Genomic DNA, 16,112 nt, shown 5'->3' on the forward strand with positions numbered 1-16,112 from the left:
GGAAAACCGGTTCCCACTTTTCCGGATCATGCTCGAAAATCAGCCGCCGAGCTGACCCTTGGTGGAAGGCACTTCACCCGCGGCGCGTGGATCGATGGCGACCGCGGCCCGAAGCGCCCTTGCCAGACCCTTGAAGCAGGATTCGGCGATATGATGGCTGTTCTCGCCATATAGGGTCTCGACGTGCAAAGTCACGCCGGCATTGATGGTGAAGGCGTTGAACCATTCGCGCAGCAGTTCGGTGTCGAAGGTACCCACCTTGTCGCGCGGAAAATCGACCTTGAACACCAGCACCGGGCGGCCGGAAATGTCGATCACGACGCGCGACAGCGTCTCGTCCATCGGCATATGGATCGAGGCATAGCGGGTGATGCCGGCCATGGTGCCGAGCGCCTGCTTCACGGCTTGTCCGAGCGCAATCCCGACGTCTTCGGTGGTGTGGTGGTGGTCGACGTGGAGGTCGCCATCCGCCTTCACCGTGATGTCGATGCGCGAATGCCGGGCCAGCAAATCCAGCATGTGGTCGAAGAAGCCGATACCGGTCGAAACCTTGGATATGCCTGACCCATCGAGGTTTACCGCAACCTCGATGTCGGTCTCCTTGGTCTTGCGCTTGATGGTCGCCGTGCGCATGAAAAGTGCTTTCCCTGTCGGCCCTTAATCGATCTTTGGCCGAAAACGCGGCCCTTTTAACAGGCCGATGTCGCCTTCGCTACTGCGGGATGACGCTTTTGGAGACCGAACTTCCCCCTATGGTGACCAGAATCCGAGGTGAATCGCGCGATTGTAACCCCTCCCGCGAATCCCTAAATCTGGCCGGACACGAGGGTTTCCTATGCAAGCATCACAGAACGAGCTGCCGGTCTGGCACGGCACCACGATTTTGACTGTCCGCAAGGGCGGCAAGGTGGTGATCGGCGGCGACGGCCAGGTCTCGATCGGCCAGACCGTCATCAAATCCAACGCCAAAAAGGTCCGCAAACTGGGCAAGGGCGACGTGATCGGCGGCTTTGCCGGCGCCACGGCCGACGCCTTCACGTTGTTCGAGCGGCTGGAGAGCAAACTCGAGCAATATCCGGGGCAATTGACCAGGGCGGCGGTCGAGCTCGCCAAGGACTGGCGTACCGACCGCTATCTGCGCCGGCTGGAGGCGATGATGATCGTCGCCGACAAGGATGTATCGCTGGTCCTGACCGGCACCGGCGACGTGCTGGAGCCGGAGGCCGGGGTGATGGCGATCGGCTCGGGCGGCAATTACGCCCTCGCGGCGGCGCGGGCGCTGGTCGACAGCGACAAGGATGCCGAGACCATCGTACGCCGCGCGCTGGATATCGCCGCCGACATCTGCGTATACACCAACCGGAACGTGACGATCGAAACGCTGTAGGAGGGCGGCCGAGCATGGCGGCGCTCTATGCCTTCCGACCGATGACGACAAAAGACCTTCCCAAGATCCGGCAGTGGCTCGCCCAGCCCCATGTCCGCGAATGGTGGGGCGATCCGGACGAGCAATATGCCCTGGTCAGCGGCGACCTCGCGGAGCCGGCAATGGATCAATATGTCGTCGCGGCAACCGGCAGCGATTTCGGCTACATCCAGTGTTATGATCTGACCGCGTGGAATTCAGGCTTCGGAACCCATCCAGAGGGTACGCGTGGCATCGATTTCTTCATTGGCGAGCCCGCCATGATCGCGCGCGGCCATGGTTCGGCGTTCATTCGCGCCTTCGTCGACGACCAGCTGAGAAACGGCGCGCCGCGCATCGTCACCGATCCCGATCCTGCCAACCGCCGCGCGGTGCGCGCCTATGAAAATGCCGGGTTCGAAAAAGTCCGCATAGTGGATACGCCCGATGGCGCAGCCCTTCTGATGGTCCGCAACCCATGACCTCCGGCAACTCCGCCGACAAACCTCCCGTCTTCAACGGTCTTTCGGCTTGGCACTGGCTGGCGATCGCGGCCTGCATCCTCGCCGTGCAGGCCTCGACCCTCTACGCGATGGGCCGGCTGCCGATCTGCGCCTGCGGCTATGTCAAACTCTGGCACGGCGTGGTGCAAAGCTCGGAAAACTCGCAGCACATTACCGACTGGTACACGCTGTCGCATATCCTGCACGGCTTTCTGTTTTACGGCGCGGCCTTCCTCGCCTTCCCGCGCCTTGCCTGGCCGGGCCGCCTGATCATCGCCATGCTGGTGGAAGGCGGCTGGGAGCTGGTCGAGAACTCGAACTGGATCATCAACCGCTACCGCGCCGGCACGATCTCGCTGGATTATTTTGGCGACACCATCGTCAATTCGATCTCCGATACGCTGGCCATGGTTTTGGGGTTTCTGCTGGCCAGAAAGCTCCCGGTCGCGATCACGATCGCGTTGGCGCTGTTGTTCGAACTCGTGATGGCGCTTCACATCCGCGACAATCTCACTTTGAACATCATCATGCTGATCCACCCCTTTGAGGCGATCAAGCAATGGCAGGCCGGGCCGCCGATCATTTGATGCCTTGAATGAATCCGATTAAATGCGGCTTGTTCTCGCAACATACGAACCTTAACTAGGACCTATGACCGACTTCTCCCCCCGCGAAATCGTTTCCGAACTCGACCGTTTTATCGTCGGCCAGTCCGACGCCAAGCGCGCGGTCTCCATCGCCTTGCGCAACCGCTGGCGCCGGCTGCAGCTCACCGGTTCCTTGCGCGAGGAGGTGCTGCCGAAAAACATCCTGATGATCGGGCCGACCGGCGTCGGCAAGACCGAGATCGCGCGGCGGCTGGCCAAGCTCGCCGGCGCGCCGTTCATCAAGGTCGAGGCCACCAAATTCACCGAGGTCGGCTATGTCGGCCGTGACGTCGAACAGATCATCCGTGACCTCGTCGAAGTCGCAATCTCACAGACCCGCGAGCGCAAGCGCAAGGATGTGCAGGCCCGCGCCCAGCTCGCGGCCGAAGACCGCGTGCTCGACGCGCTGGTCGGGCCCGGCTCCAGTCCCGCGACCCGCGATGCCTTCCGCAAGAAGCTGCGCGCCGGCGAACTCAACGACAAGGAAATCGAGATCGAGACGCAATCTTCCGGCGGCATGCCGATGTTCGAAATCCCGGGCATGCCCGGCGCCCAGATGGGCGCGATCTCGATCGGCGATATCTTTGGCAAGATGGGCGGGCGCACCAAAACCCGCCGCCTGACGGTCGAGGGCTCGCATGAGATCCTCGTCAACGAGGAATCCGACAAGCTGCTGGACAGCGATCAGCTGGTGCTGGAAGCGATCAACGCGGTCGAGAACAATGGCATCGTGTTCCTCGACGAGATCGACAAGATCTGCGTCCGCGATGGCCGCGTCGGTGGCGACGTCTCGCGCGAGGGCGTGCAGCGCGACCTGCTGCCGCTGATCGAGGGCACCACCGTCTCGACCAAGCACGGCGCAGTCAAGACCGACCACATCCTGTTCATCGCGTCGGGCGCGTTCCACATCGCAAAACCATCGGATTTGTTGCCGGAATTGCAGGGCCGGTTGCCGATCCGAGTCGAACTGGAAGCGCTGTCGCGTGACGACATGCGCCGCATCCTGACCGAGCCGGAAGCCTCATTGATCAAGCAATATGTAGCACTGCTGAAGACCGAGGGCGTGACATTGGACATCACCGACAGCGCCATCGACGCGCTGGCGGACATCGCGGTCGCCGTCAATTCCACGGTGGAAAATATCGGCGCGCGGCGGCTGCAGACCGTGATGGAGCGCGTGCTCGACGAAATTTCGTTCGCCGCGCCGGACCGTCACGGCGAGACCATCCAGGTCGATGCCGACTATGTGCAGAAGCACGTCGGCGATCTCGCCAAGAATGCGGATTTGAGCCGGTTTATTTTGTAACGTTTGCCGGTAAGATCGTCGTCCCTGCGAAAGCAGGGACCCATAACCACCAATATTAGCTTTGGTGCCGTGCTGGAGCCACTATCCCGCTTACGACAGGCGACGGTGGTTATGGGTCCCGGCTCGCCGCGGAGTTTATCATCGGGCGCGCATTCGCGTGACCCGTTGGCTTGGCCGGGACGACGATGAAATTAAATCTGCGGATGCCGAAAAACCCCTGGCCCTTGATGGTTGCCGTCAATGTCGCCGTACTGATCGGGGTTTTTCTCTACAAGATCACGCTTGTACCCTATGTCCCCTACATCCATCTGCTGGTCGACTATCATTTCGGCTTCACCAAGCGCGCGCTGATTGGCGCAATCGCGTCCCTGTTCGTCCACAAGATGCCGGTATGGCCGGTATTCGCGCTCGGCGGCGCGATGTTGCTGATCACGGCCGGCTTGTTCGTTCAATTATTCCGGCGAACGTTCGGCTTCGACCGCGCGCAGCTGCCGCTGTTCGTATTGACAGCGGGATCGCCGTTCTTCCTCAAGAACTTCATCTATACGTTGGGGCATTTCGACATCTATGGCTGCGCGATTGCGATTTGTCTGTTGCTGGCGCCGGCGCGCTCGGTCGCTTTCGTGATCTCCGCCGCACTGGCGTCGATGCTCCTGATCCTGATTCATCACATCCATTTCCTGATGTATGTGCCGACCATCGCCGTCATCGTGGTGCTGCGTCATTACCTCGTCGTCGGCCTGACGCGACAGAACGCCATCGTCGGCATGACAGCGGCGCTGGCCGTCGCCGCACTGTTCTTCGCCGCGCAATTCTATGGAACGATGACGGTATCCCCGAACGAATTCAGCGCCCATCTGCAAAGCCGCATCGCCGACACCTCGCGGGAGGATCTGCCGAGATACACCGATGCTTTCGTCTACATCTGGTATCAGCCGCTCTCGCGCGAAATCCACGATACCTGGGAGCGCATGCCCGCGAATCTGCTGGGCCTGCCGGTGTTTGCGCTGTTGATCTGGCTGCACACGCCGCTCTGGCAATATTTCGCGCGGCTGATCGGCGCGCTTTCAAGCGAGCTGCATGGCCGCATCGTGATCGCGGCGATCGTCGTCGTCAGCGCCGCTTACCTCGTGATGTTTGCGATGGTGTTCGACTATTCGCGGTGGATTTCGAACTGGGCGGTGTGCCTGTTCCTGATCCTGCACGCGGTGAAGACGCTGCCCGCCTCAAAAGACGTGCCGTTGATCCCGACGGATGATCGAAGGACCACGGTGTTTGGCTGGATCGTCACGATCATCCCGCGGGTCGGGATCGTGCGGCCGTTCTGAGAAAACTGGGGCAATCTCCAGCTCTGTGGCTTTCATCCTTCGAGATGCATCGCTTCGCGACGCTCCTCAGGATGAGATCTGAGATTCTCATGGTGAGGAGCACGGCGACGCCCTGCGCCTCGAACCATGAAAGCCACTAAACCAGAAAAATTCTCTACAGCCGCGACCGCCGGACCCGGACATACAGCGCGCCCTCGCCACCATGGCCGATATGGGCTTCCTCGAATCCAACCACCAGCGAACGGAATTCCGGCAGGCTCAGCCATAGCGGCACCTGGCGGCGCAGCACGCCGCGTTCGGATTCGGCGCCGCCGACTTTGCCCTTGCCGGTGATAACGAGCACGAAGGTCAGGCCGTCGCTGTGGGCGCGCTGCAGGAACGTGAAGAGCACGCGATGCGCGCGCGACTGCGTCATGCCGTGCAGGTCGAGCCGGGCATCGATCTCCTTTCGGCCGCGCGAGAGATGCGAACGTTCGCGGCGTCCGATCGGCGCCAGCGGCGGCGGTTCCTGGCTGGGCGGAGTAATTATTTTCGGCGGCGCTAGCGGCTTTGGCGAAGCAACGGGTTTTGGCCCGACAGGGGCTTCCGCCTCAGGCAGGGCGGCTGGCGGCTTCGCGGCGCGGTGGAGCTTGCGCAGCGGCTTGACCTGCTTGGCAACGCTTTCCCACAGCGCGCGCTCTTCTTCGCTGAGGCCGCGCTTGCGCCGCGGCGGCGGCGGCAATTCCGGGATCGAATTCGAAGGCCGGCGTTTCATCGGCAGCAGTAATGGCGGCGGATACGCCGACGGCGGCGCCCTTCAGGGCTCGGTTCGATCCTGGGCCGGGCTTCCGGCAACGGTACCGGCTTGGCTAGTGGTGCGGGCGCAGCCTGAGCGACAGGCGCTGTCGCAGGCACCGCGCCTTTCGCGCTGCCTGCAGCTTTGCCCGCATTGTTTGAAGCCTGCGTGGCGGCCGTGACCGGGGGCTTCGCGGCGCTCTTCAGGGGATCCGTTTGCGGAAACAGCTTTGCGATCTTCTCCGAAGGCCGCTCGTCCGGCACCGGCATCTTGCGGCCCCGCGCCAGCGGATCGAGGCCTTTCGGCACCAGGATGACGAAGCGCATAGTGTGCCGGAGCCGACCGGAAACCCTCCCCGCGTCGACGCCGGCGCCGAAATAGAGATCGGCGCGCGCCGGCCCGACGATGGCGGAGCCGGTATCCTGCGCAATCATCAGGCGGTGAAACGGCGTCCTGGATTGCTCCGACTCGATCGGCAGCTCGCCTTCGATGAAAAACGGCGTGCCATAGACGTGCAGCGATTTATCGACCGCGATCGAGCGGCCCGGCGTCAACGGCACGCCCTGCGCGCCGACCGCTTCATCCTTGTCGGAGAGATTTACCTCCCGGAAGAAGATGTAGGAACGGTTCTGCCGCCGCAGTTCCTTGGCGCCGTCGGGGTTCTGCGCCATCCATTCCCTGATTTTCTGCATCGACATCTGTTCCTTGGGAATGATGCCACGATCGATCAGGATGCGGCCGACCGGCGTATAGGGATAGCCATTATGCGCATCGTAGTTGATGCGGATGGTCGAGCCGTCCTCGAGACGGACGCGGGCCGAGCCCTGGATCTGCGAGAACAGCAGATCGGTCTGATCCTTCAGCCAGCAGATTTCGAGGCCGCGGCCGGCAATCGCGCCGTCCTCGATCTCGGCGCGGTCGTAATAAGGCACGAGCTTGCGGCGGCCGATCTTGCGGAACACCTCGCCCTTGTTGGGCAGCCCGACGGAGTTTTGCGTGGTGCCGCGAACGAACAGGTTGGACGGGCGGCGATAGACCGGCACGTTGTAGACGTCGGTCTGGGTCCGGGAGCCGTCGATGACAGGCTCGTAGTAACCGGTGACGAACCCCTCGCCTTCGCCGAGCCGCGAAATGCGCAGGGGCAGAAAATGCTCCTCGAAGAAAGCCCTCGCCCTGGCGCCATCGGACAGCTCGAGGCCTCTGGCGATACGGCAGGGATCGCGCAGCGACGTGCCCAGCGCCTTCGAATCTGCGGGAGGCGCGGTCTGGGCGGCGATCGGTTTGCAGCTGGTGCGAAACGCCTTGTAGGCGGCGAGATGATCGTCGTCGTTCCAGCCCGCGATATCCGACCAGGCCAGCGGCAAATATTGGCCGCCGCTGATCTGAAGCGGCCATTCGAGCTGCGGATATGGCAGGGCACGAGGAGTTGGCTGATGCGGATGCACGTGACGGAGATGACGGGCCGCAAACGCACCCAACGGTACCAGCAGCAATAGGACAGCGATCACAGCCAACGCCAACCGTGCAAGGTTGCGCGTGTTAGTTAGCGCTTCCGGTGCCAACCAGCTTCCAGTTCGGATCGCGAGACGTCGTGTCGCGGGCGAATGTCCAGACATCGGTGATATCGGCGACCTTATCCGGGTTGCCATCGACAATAGTGCCGGCCTTGTCGCGGGTGACCGAAATCATCTGCGACACGAAACGAACCGTCAGCTGCGCCGCGCGATCGCGGGCTTCCGCATTGACCAGTTCGGCCTTGTCGATCGAAACAAATCGCGTTTCGGTTTTTTGCTCGTGTTTCTCGCGATCCTTGATCACGGCGTCGAAACTCTCATAGACCTCGGACGACAACAGGTCCTTCAGCGCGCGGCGATCGCCGTTGGCGAAAGCCAGCACGATCATCTCGTACGCGCTCTTGGCGCCCGACAGGAAGTGCCTGGGATCGAACGAGGTATCCTGCGTGGCAATGGCGTCGAGGCCCTGGGCCAGCGGCGTGCCCGGCTCGGCAATCCCCTTCCAGCGATCGGTCGGCGCCACCACATCAGCGGTCGGCGCCAGCGGCGTCTGGTCGATCACGGCACCGGGCATCGGAACGACGTTATTGTCCTGCGTACGCTGCACGACGTTGGGCGCGGCGCGATCATAGGGCGGCCGTTCGCTCCCGGTGCGCTGTCCGAGGACGCTGCGCAGGCGCAGGAAAATAAAGACCGCCAGCGCCAGGAAGATGATGGTGTAGATATCCACGTCGTATTCGCTTTCTGATTCTCACGCCGGCAACGGGCCCGGCGGTCGAGCGTTCCCTCGAGAGCTCACTTGGTAGAACCCGGGAACGGCAGAGTTTACATCAACGATTGAGTCTGGAGCATGTAGGCATGAAACTTTGCCAGGCCAATGGCGCGTTTTGGCGCGGGTGAATTGTAGCGCGTTTTGGCCGCGAGGGGAAACCCGATCATGCCCGGAAATCACGCATATTCAAATATTTAGGATGGGCGGAAGGCGGCTGGCCGAGCGGTATTAGCCATATCCGGCACAAATCGCCGATGGTTTGGACCAGCCCCGATCCGTCGTCCTTGTGGGATGAGGCGGGGCTATGATAGCCACTCGCCCGGCACAGGCATTTCCGCCTTCCGAGCGAATTCAGACGAAACCCGGTCTCCGCTCGCTGGAGCTTCAGGAGAAATTTTCATGACCAACGGCAACGGCGCGCCCGCCGAGCAGGCCCCTCCCCAGCTGAACGTGCTGGCGCAATACACCAAGGACCTGTCGTTCGAAAATCCGAACGCGCCGGCCTCACTGGCGCCGCAGCAGCAGCAGCCTGCGATCAACATCCAGATCAACGTTTCCGCCAACAATCTGGCCGAAAACGAGTTCGAAGTGGTGCTTTCGGTCGAAGGCAAGGCTGAAAACGCCGGCAAGGTGATGTTCAGCTTCGATCTCGCCTATGCTGGCGTGTTCCGCATCGTCAATGTGCCGAAGGAGAACCTGCACCCGCTGGTCATGATCGAGTGCCCGCGGCTGTTGTTCCCGTTCGCGCGCGAGATCATCGCCACTTCCGTGCGCGATGGCGGCTTTCCGCCCTTGATGCTGGATCCCGTCGATTTCGTCGGCCTGTACCGCCAGAACATGGAGCGGCAGGCCGCCGCGCAGGCCGCGTCCGGCGTCAAGCCGAGCTAGGTTCAAGCCGGTTCCAGGAAAGCCTGGGCAGCCAGGCCTGGGCTAACCGGCTGCCAGAAAATCGTTCCAGATCGGCTTGTCGCCGAGCGTGGCGACAAAGGCCCGATGCGCCTCGCGATCGGCGTCGGTGATCCGTGGCGCGAGCGGCACCTCGCGCTGCCGCCGCGGCGTGTCGCCGTAGCCGCCGGATTGCGCGGCGCGGGTCTCCGAGGCCAGGATCAGTTGCGACTGCCGCGCCCCGATCAGGTCGATATAGACTTCGGCGAGCAGTTCGGCGTCGAGCAGCGCGCCGTGCTTGGTGCGGCGGGAATTGTCGATCGAATAGCGCGAGCAGAGATCGTCGAGCCGGTTCGAGACGCCGGGGTGCTTGCGGCGCGCCAGCAGCAGCGTGTCAACCAGCCGGTCGCGCGAAATCGGCGTTCGCTTGATGCGGTCGAGCTCGGCATTGATGAAGCTTATATCGAACGAGGCGTTGTGGATCACCAGCGGCGCGTCGGCGATGAACTCCAGGAATTCGTCGACCACCTCGGTGAATACCGGCTTGCCGGCGAGGAACTCGGCGGACAGGCCATGCACCGCAAAGGCCTCCGCCGGCATGTCGCGTTCGGGATTGATGTAGCGGTGAAAGGTCTGGCCGGTCGGCATGCGGTTGTAGATCTCGATGCAGCCGATTTCGACCAGCCGGTCGCCGCGCAAGGGATCAAGGCCGGTGGTTTCGGTATCGAGAACGATTTCGCGCATGGACTTTTCAGAACACGGGTTTTCAGGGCGGAGAACGGCGAATCAAGCCCGCCGCCGCGGCATCTTAACAACCTCGGCCAGAATGTCCCGGATTTGGTCCCGCACCGGCTCGAGGCCATGCGAGGTATCCACTATGAAATCCGCACGCTTGCGTTTTTCGGCATCGGGTAACTGCCGTGCCAGAATGGCGTCGAGCCTGGCGTCGTCCATGATGCCCCGCGCCAATACGCGTTCGCGCTGATTTTCCGGCGAGGTCGTCACCACCACCACCGCATCGACACGCTTTTCGCCGCCGGTCTCAAACAATAGCGGCACATCCACAACCACGACCGGTGCGCCCGACGCCTCCGCATCCGCAAAGAATTTTTGCCGCGAGGCGCCCAGCATCGGATGCACGATCTGTTCGAGCTGCTTCAGGGCAGAGGGATCATGCACCACGCGCGCCGACAGCTTGTTGCGATCGACCTTGCCATCCGACGTCGTACCCGGAAATGCAGCTTCGATCGCGGGCGCCGCCTCTCCCTCGTATAATTGATGGACGATGGCGTCGGCGTCGTAAACCGGGACGCCGGCTTCCGCAAACAGCTTTGCGGTGGTGGATTTTCCCATCCCGATCGAGCCGGTCAGTCCCAGGATCAACATTTTACCACAGCCATTTTCGCAATTCGTTCATACGGCAAGCAGGTTCTCGCTGCGCAGAAATGCGAGCAGTTGCAGCAGCGGCAGGCCGAGGATGGTGAAATGATCGCCTTCGATGCGCTCGAACAGATGCACTCCCAGCCCCTCCAGCTGATAGGCGCCGACGCTGGTCGTGACCGCTTCGCCAGCCTGATCCAGATAGGCCTCGATCTCGCTGTCGCCCAACCGCCGCATGGTCATGCGCGCGACGCCGACATCGGCGAACAATATCTTGCCACCCTGCGCAACGGCAACGGCCGAGTGCAGTTCATGGGTGCCGCTGGCGAGCGCGCGCAATTGATCGGCGGCCTGCGTACGCCCGGCGGGCTTGCTGAACAGCCGGCTTCCGAGCGCAAGCGTCTGATCCGCGCCGACGACAAAGCGTCCCGGCATCTGCGACGATACGGCGAGGGCTTTTTCCCGCGCCAGCAGGCCTGCAATATCACCGGGCGCCGATAGGCCCGAAGCCTTCTGCACCGCGCGTTCATCGATGTCGGCCGCAATGGCGTCACATCGCAGGCCGGCATTGGCGAGCAGCATCTGCCGCGCGCGGCTTTGCGAAGCCAGGATCAAGGGGTCTTTTCCGCGCCAGATGCTCATTGCGAAAGGATCATTCGGGAAGCCGCTGCCGCTGCCGGTCGGCGTATAGTTTCATCACCGCCGCGGCGGTTTCCTCAATCGAGCGCCGCGTCACATCGAGCAACGCCCAATTGAATTTGGCGCTCAGGCGGCGGGCAAACGCCACTTCATCGGCAACGGATTGGCGATCGATATAGGTGTCGTTGTCGCGGTCGCCCATGCTCAAGAGCCGGTTTTGCCGGACCTGGATCAGCCGCTCGGGCGTCGCATGAAGGCTGACGACAAGCGGCTTTTTCAGCATCTCCAGCTGATGCGGAAGCGGAATGCCCGGCACCAGCGGGACATTGGCGGTGCGGATGCCGCGATTGGCGAGATAGATCGAGGTCGGCGTCTTCGACGTGCGGGACACGCCGACCAGAACCACGTCGGCCTCTTCCAGACCTTCGACATGCTGGCCGTCGTCATGGATCATCGTGTAGTTCAACGCATCGATGCGCTTGAAATATTCCGCATTCAGGACGTGCTGCGCGCCGACCCGCCCGGTAGTCACAGCACCGAGATAGGCCTGGAACAATTGCATCACCGGGCCGATGATCGACAGGCTCGGCACGTTGATTTCCTTGCACTTGGCTTCCAGCCGGCCGACCAGATCCTTTTCCAGCAGCGTGAAAAGCACGATGCCCGGCGCTTCCTCGATCTCGTCGAGCACGCGGTCGAGCTGCTTCTGGCTGCGCACCAACGGATAGACATGCTCGACGGCAGTCACGTTGGCATATTGCGCAGCGACCGCGCGCGCCACCGTGATCAGCGTCTCGCCGGTCGAATCGGAGACCAGATGAAGATGAAAATAATTGCCGGTCGTAGGCACCAGAACCCCTGTGTATCCTGTGAATCCTTGTGGACCTTACCCGACAGAATCGGCCGCGGGCTCCCGTCTCAGGGATAACCCGGCTTTTTGTTCACAGGGCCCCTCATGAGGACAAGTCCGCCGGTGTGCCGCGATGATAGTGAGAATATGTGGATTTGTCTCTGGATAAGCTGACCGCAAAATGGCGCAAGCGATTGAAGCGAGTGGCCTTATTCGCATAACCGAATTCGCCAACAAAATTGTTGAGCGATGTGAACAAGCACAGGAAATGGCGGAATAGATTTGTGTGAGTCCAATTCACCGCTACTTAGACTCAAACCTAAGATTCTAAAATTATTAGTGTAGGGAAGCGGTGAATGCGGATATGTCTGCCTCCCACGCTGGCGGAACGTCGATCGAAATACCGATGTGGTCGGAACGTTCCAGGCGCGGCTGAAGGCAAGGCGAAACGCGATGTACGAGTGGATCAAGGCGCTGCATGTCATTTCGGTCATCGCATGGATGGCCGGCATGCTCTATCTGCCGCGGCTGTTCGTCTATCATTGCGAGGCGGAGACCGGATCGAAGCAGTCCGAGACGTTCAAGCTGATGGAACGGCGGCTGCTCAGGGCGATCATCAACCCGGCGATGATCCTGACCTGGCTGGCCGGGCTTTACCTCGCCTGGAGCGGGCATTGGTTTTCGGCCGGCTGGCTGCACGGAAAGCTTTTGCTGGTGATCGTGCTGTCGGGCGTCCACGGCTTTTTTTCCCGTTGCGTTAAGGATTTCGCCGCCGACCGGAATACCCGCAGCCAGAAATTATATCGTCTTATCAATGAGGTACCAACCGTTCTGATGATCGGGATAGTTATCCTGGTAGTGGTCAAACCGTTTTAGGGCATGCCGGTGCTCACAATCCGGGCCCTTGGCCTGCTTGCGGAGAGCCAGCCGATTTTCTATATTGTCGAAATCCCACCCCACGCAGGCGGATGTGGTTGCGTTCCGGTTTCTTCGTTGGACCGGCCGCCGCATCAGGTTTGAAGCCTCACCGGCGCTTTCCTTGCTTAGACCTGCGGACCTTCCTTTTTTCGTGTCCGCTTTTTCTTAAAGCCACCTCGCACCCCTCCTCTAGTTACTCTCCACAGGACCATCCCAATGCGGGAAATGAAACTTCAAGACCTCAAAGCAAAAACGCCGGCCGAGCTCGTCTCGTTTGCGGAAGAGAATGGGGTCGAAAATGCCAGCACCATGCGCAAGCAGGAGCTGATGTTCGCGATTCTCAAGCAACTCGCGATCCAGGAAATCGATATTATCGGCGAAGGCGTCGTCGAGGTTCTCTCCGACGGTTTTGGATTCTTGCGATCGCCCGATGCGAATTATCTGCCGGGCCCCGATGATATCTACGTCTCGCCCTCGCAGATCCGCCGCTTCGGTCTTCGCACCGGCGATACCATCGAAGGCCACATCCGCAGCCCGAAAGAAGGCGAACGCTATTTTGCGCTGCTCAAGGTCAATACGCTCAATTTCGAAGATCCGGAAAAGTCCAAGCACAAGGTCAATTTCGACAATCTGACCCCGCTATTTCCCGATCAACGTTTTCGGCTCGAACTCGAAGACCCTACCAGAAAAGACCTTTCTGCAAGGGTGATCGACATCGTCGCCCCGATCGGCAAAGGCCAGCGCGCCCTGATCGTGGCGCCGCCGCGCACCGGTAAAACGGTGCTGATGCAGAACATCGCGCACTCCATCACCGCCAATCACCCGGAATGCTATCTGATCGTGCTGCTGATCGACGAACGTCCGGAAGAAGTCACGGACATGCAGCGCTCGGTGAAGGGCGAGGTGGTTTCCTCCACCTTCGACGAACCGGCCGTGCGTCACGTCCAGGTCGCCGAGATGGTGATCGAGAAGGCCAAGCGTCTCGTCGAGCACGGCCGTGACGTTGTGATCCTCCTGGACTCGATTACGCGTCTTGGCCGCGCTTACAACACCGTGGTGCCGTCATCCGGCAAGGTGTTGACTGGCGGTGTCGACGCCAACGCGCTGCAGCGGCCAAAGCGCTTCTTCGGCGCCGCGCGCAACATCGAGGAGGGCGGCTCGCTGACGATCATCGCAACCGCGCTGGTAGATACCGGCAGCCGAATGGACGAAGTCATCTTCGAAGAATTCAAAGGCACCGGTAACTCCGAACTGATCCTCGATCGCAAGGTCTCGGACAAGCGGACCTTCCCGGCGATCGACATCTCGCGCTCCGGCACGCGCAAGGAAGAGCTGATTACCGATCCGCAACTCCTGAAGAAGATGTACGTGCTGCGCCGGATCCTCAATCCGATGGGCACCATGGATGCGATCGACTTCCTGCTCGACAAGCTCCGGAACACCAAGAACAACTCGGAATTCTTCGATTCCATGAATACCTGAGCCTTCGGGGCCGGCTTTGCAGGGGCGCCCCGTTCGCACGGGGCGCCTTTTGCGTTTTGCTGCACTGCAATATTAGGTGGGTTTACTGCGGCTTTGGTGCAGCATGACGGAATTCCACGGCCGCCACGGCGGCTGCAGCAAGTAACTGAAGTTAAAAAGGTTTATTGGATCGACGATTGGCGGCCCGCGAAACCGGCCCGATTTTGCAGTATAAATGCTGCGGTTTTGCTGCAGCAAATATTGCGGCTCAGATCGCGAGGCGCAGCCCCAAAAAATCATCTCCCTGAAATTGCGTTGCCTTTCCTTTTCGTCGGGAACAAATAGGCCATGCATCCCCGCGACCAAACCATCTTTGCGCTGTCGTCAGGCCGGCCGCCGAGCGCGATTGCCATCGTGCGGGTGTCGGGGCCGCAGGCGGGAGGAGTATTGACGGCTTTGGCCGGCAGGATGGCTGCCCCGCGAACGGCGACCCGCGTCCTGCTCCGCGGCGCTGACCGGCAGCCGATCGACGATGCCGTAGTGCTGTGGTTTCCAGCGCCGGCGAGCGCGACCGGCGAAGACGTCGCCGAATTCCATGTCCATGGCGGTCGCGCGGTGCTGGCCGCAATGTTCGCCGCGCTGGCCGGTTTCGAAAATGTACGGCCGGCCGAGCCCGGCGAATTCACCCGGCGGGGGTTCGAGAACGGCAAGCTCGATCTGACCGAGGCCGAAGGTCTCGACGATCTCATTCATGCCGACACCGACCGGCAGCGCCGTCAGGCGCTACGGCAGCTCAAGGGTTTGCTCGGCGACAAGGCGAGGGCCTGGCGCGCAGGGATCATCGAGGCGTCCGCGCTGATCGAAGCGGGTATCGATTTCTCCGATGAGGGCGATGTGTCCGCGGAATTGATCGCGCCGGCGCTGGTGAAGATCAGGGCGCTGCTCGGCGAAATCGAAGAAGTGCTTGCGGCACAGGGACAAAGTGAACGCCTGCGCGACGGGCTGGTGGTTGCGATCGCAGGACCCCCGAATGTCGGCAAGTCGACGCTGATGAATCAGCTGGCGCGGCGCGAGGTTGCGATCGTTTCGCCGCATGCCGGCACCACGCGTGACGTCATCGAGGTGCAGCTCGATCTCGACGGCTATCCGGTGACGGTGATCGACACCGCCGGCATTCGTGAGACCGAGGACCCGGTCGAGCAGGAGGGCGTCCGTCGCGCGCGGGCCCGGGCCGCCGAAGCGGATCTCGTCTTGTGGCTTGCCGATGCAGCGAATGACAGGATTGAGCACGAGCGCGCTGCGCCGGTCTGGGTGGTTCGCAACAAGATCGATCTCGACGCGGTGGGGGAGCTAAGGGCACATGGGCGGGCGGAAGCTGGCTTTAGAATTTCGGCCAGCCGCGGCGACGGGCTTCCGGAGCTGATCTCGGCTTTGGTCGGGTTCGCCCAGGATTATTTCGGCGCCAGTGAGGGTGGGTTGATCAGCCGGACCCGGCAACGGAAGTTGCTGCAGGAGGCGGCGATTTCGCTGCATCGCAGCATAGAGGTGGTCGGAAGAGGTGAGGAACTCGCCGCGGAAGAGCTCCGGGCGGCGGCGCATTCGCTGGGAAGGCTGCTGGGGCGCGTCGATGTTGAGGATATTCTCGACGTTATCTTCCGCGAGTTTTGTGTAGGTAAGTAATATTTCTTCATTCATTTTATCAACTGGTTGTTTCACGTGAAACAGATGT

17 protein-coding genes are annotated in these 16,112 nt (G+C 61.5%); 9 read left to right on the plus strand and 8 right to left on the minus strand.

The features are described from left to right. Positions 1–39: 39 nt before the first annotated feature. Positions 40–633 carry an imidazoleglycerol-phosphate dehydratase HisB gene (hisB, locus tag V1289_RS20675; RefSeq protein ID WP_334398598.1) on the minus strand — a complete coding sequence of 198 codons (594 nt, stop codon included), beginning with the start codon at positions 631–633 and terminating at the stop codon, positions 40–42. Between the two features lie 202 nt (positions 634–835). Here hisB and hslV point away from each other — a divergent pair, with 202 nt between their 5' ends. From hslV to V1289_RS20700, 5 genes are all read left to right on the plus strand, one after another. After that, the gene (gene hslV, locus V1289_RS20680) at positions 836–1,387 is read left to right on the plus strand and encodes an ATP-dependent protease subunit HslV (protein ID WP_074272092.1); all 552 of its coding nucleotides are present in this window, start codon (positions 836–838) and stop codon (positions 1,385–1,387) included. A gap of 14 nt (positions 1,388–1,401) precedes the next feature. Beyond that, a complete protein-coding gene (locus V1289_RS20685; protein ID WP_334398599.1) occupies positions 1,402–1,887 on the plus strand; it encodes a GNAT family N-acetyltransferase in 486 nt (161 codons plus the stop codon). Beyond that, on the plus strand, positions 1,884–2,495 hold the full coding sequence (locus V1289_RS20690; RefSeq protein WP_334398600.1) for a DUF2585 domain-containing protein: 612 nt from the start codon (positions 1,884–1,886) through the stop codon (positions 2,493–2,495). The genes V1289_RS20685 and V1289_RS20690 overlap by 4 nt, the downstream gene beginning before the upstream one ends. A gap of 64 nt (positions 2,496–2,559) precedes the next feature. Continuing rightward, on the plus strand, positions 2,560–3,861 hold the full coding sequence (gene hslU / locus V1289_RS20695) for an ATP-dependent protease ATPase subunit HslU (RefSeq protein WP_309180911.1): 1,302 nt from the start codon (positions 2,560–2,562) through the stop codon (positions 3,859–3,861). A gap of 185 nt (positions 3,862–4,046) precedes the next feature. Then, positions 4,047–5,189 (plus strand): hypothetical protein, encoded by a 1,143-nt coding sequence (locus V1289_RS20700; protein WP_334398601.1) that lies wholly within the window; start codon positions 4,047–4,049, stop codon positions 5,187–5,189. Positions 5,190–5,343: 154 nt separating this feature from the next. On the opposite strand, the gene V1289_RS20705 is transcribed toward V1289_RS20700, so the two are convergent. From V1289_RS20705 to V1289_RS20715, 3 genes are read right to left on the minus strand one after another with little or no spacing between them, the layout of a single operon-like run. Beyond that, a complete protein-coding gene (locus V1289_RS20705) occupies positions 5,344–5,943 on the minus strand; it encodes a Smr/MutS family protein (RefSeq protein WP_334398602.1) in 600 nt (199 codons plus the stop codon). Beyond that, positions 5,940–7,526, minus strand: a complete 1,587-nt coding sequence (gene mltA, locus V1289_RS20710) for a murein transglycosylase A (protein WP_442896044.1) — start codon at positions 7,524–7,526, stop codon at positions 5,940–5,942. The genes V1289_RS20705 and mltA overlap by 4 nt, the downstream gene beginning before the upstream one ends. Then, positions 7,504–8,208, minus strand: coding sequence for a Tim44/TimA family putative adaptor protein (locus V1289_RS20715; protein WP_309180916.1), 705 nt, complete (start codon positions 8,206–8,208; stop codon positions 7,504–7,506). Before V1289_RS20715 ends, mltA begins: the two co-directional genes overlap by 23 nt. Positions 8,209–8,649: 441 nt before the next feature. Here V1289_RS20715 and secB point away from each other — a divergent pair, with 441 nt between their 5' ends. Next, the gene (gene secB / locus V1289_RS20720) at positions 8,650–9,138 is read left to right on the plus strand and encodes a protein-export chaperone SecB (RefSeq protein WP_334398606.1); all 489 of its coding nucleotides are present in this window, start codon (positions 8,650–8,652) and stop codon (positions 9,136–9,138) included. A 42-nt stretch (positions 9,139–9,180) separates the two neighbouring features. Here the strand turns inward: secB and dnaQ are convergent, their stop codons facing one another. From dnaQ to V1289_RS20740, 4 genes are read right to left on the minus strand one after another with little or no spacing between them, the layout of a single operon-like run. Beyond that, the gene (dnaQ, locus tag V1289_RS20725) at positions 9,181–9,879 is read right to left on the minus strand and encodes a DNA polymerase III subunit epsilon (protein ID WP_074272084.1); all 699 of its coding nucleotides are present in this window, start codon (positions 9,877–9,879) and stop codon (positions 9,181–9,183) included. Positions 9,880–9,921: 42 nt separating this feature from the next. Then, positions 9,922–10,521, minus strand: coding sequence for a dephospho-CoA kinase (gene coaE / locus V1289_RS20730; protein ID WP_334398607.1), 600 nt, complete (start codon positions 10,519–10,521; stop codon positions 9,922–9,924). Between the two features lie 27 nt (positions 10,522–10,548). Further along, entirely contained in the window at positions 10,549–11,157 is a 609-nt protein-coding gene (locus tag V1289_RS20735; RefSeq protein ID WP_334398608.1) for a Maf family protein, read from the minus strand. Between the two features lie 10 nt (positions 11,158–11,167). Beyond that, the gene (locus V1289_RS20740; RefSeq protein ID WP_334398609.1) at positions 11,168–12,004 is read right to left on the minus strand and encodes a pyruvate, water dikinase regulatory protein; all 837 of its coding nucleotides are present in this window, start codon (positions 12,002–12,004) and stop codon (positions 11,168–11,170) included. Between the two features lie 453 nt (positions 12,005–12,457). Between V1289_RS20740 and hemJ the strand changes: the two genes are divergently transcribed. From hemJ to mnmE, 3 genes are all read left to right on the plus strand, one after another. Continuing rightward, positions 12,458–12,880, plus strand: a complete 423-nt coding sequence (gene hemJ, locus V1289_RS20745; protein WP_334407575.1) for a protoporphyrinogen oxidase HemJ — start codon at positions 12,458–12,460, stop codon at positions 12,878–12,880. 258 nt (positions 12,881–13,138) lie between these two features. After that, the gene (gene rho / locus V1289_RS20750) at positions 13,139–14,404 is read left to right on the plus strand and encodes a transcription termination factor Rho (RefSeq protein ID WP_074272080.1); all 1,266 of its coding nucleotides are present in this window, start codon (positions 13,139–13,141) and stop codon (positions 14,402–14,404) included. Between the two features lie 327 nt (positions 14,405–14,731). Continuing rightward, the gene (mnmE, locus tag V1289_RS20755; RefSeq protein ID WP_334398610.1) at positions 14,732–16,063 is read left to right on the plus strand and encodes a tRNA uridine-5-carboxymethylaminomethyl(34) synthesis GTPase MnmE; all 1,332 of its coding nucleotides are present in this window, start codon (positions 14,732–14,734) and stop codon (positions 16,061–16,063) included. Positions 16,064–16,112 lie beyond the last annotated feature (49 nt).

Origin of the sequence: Bradyrhizobium sp. AZCC 2289, from assembly GCF_036924615.1 — a bacterium.
Taxonomy (GTDB): Bacteria; Pseudomonadota; Alphaproteobacteria; order Rhizobiales; family Xanthobacteraceae; genus Bradyrhizobium.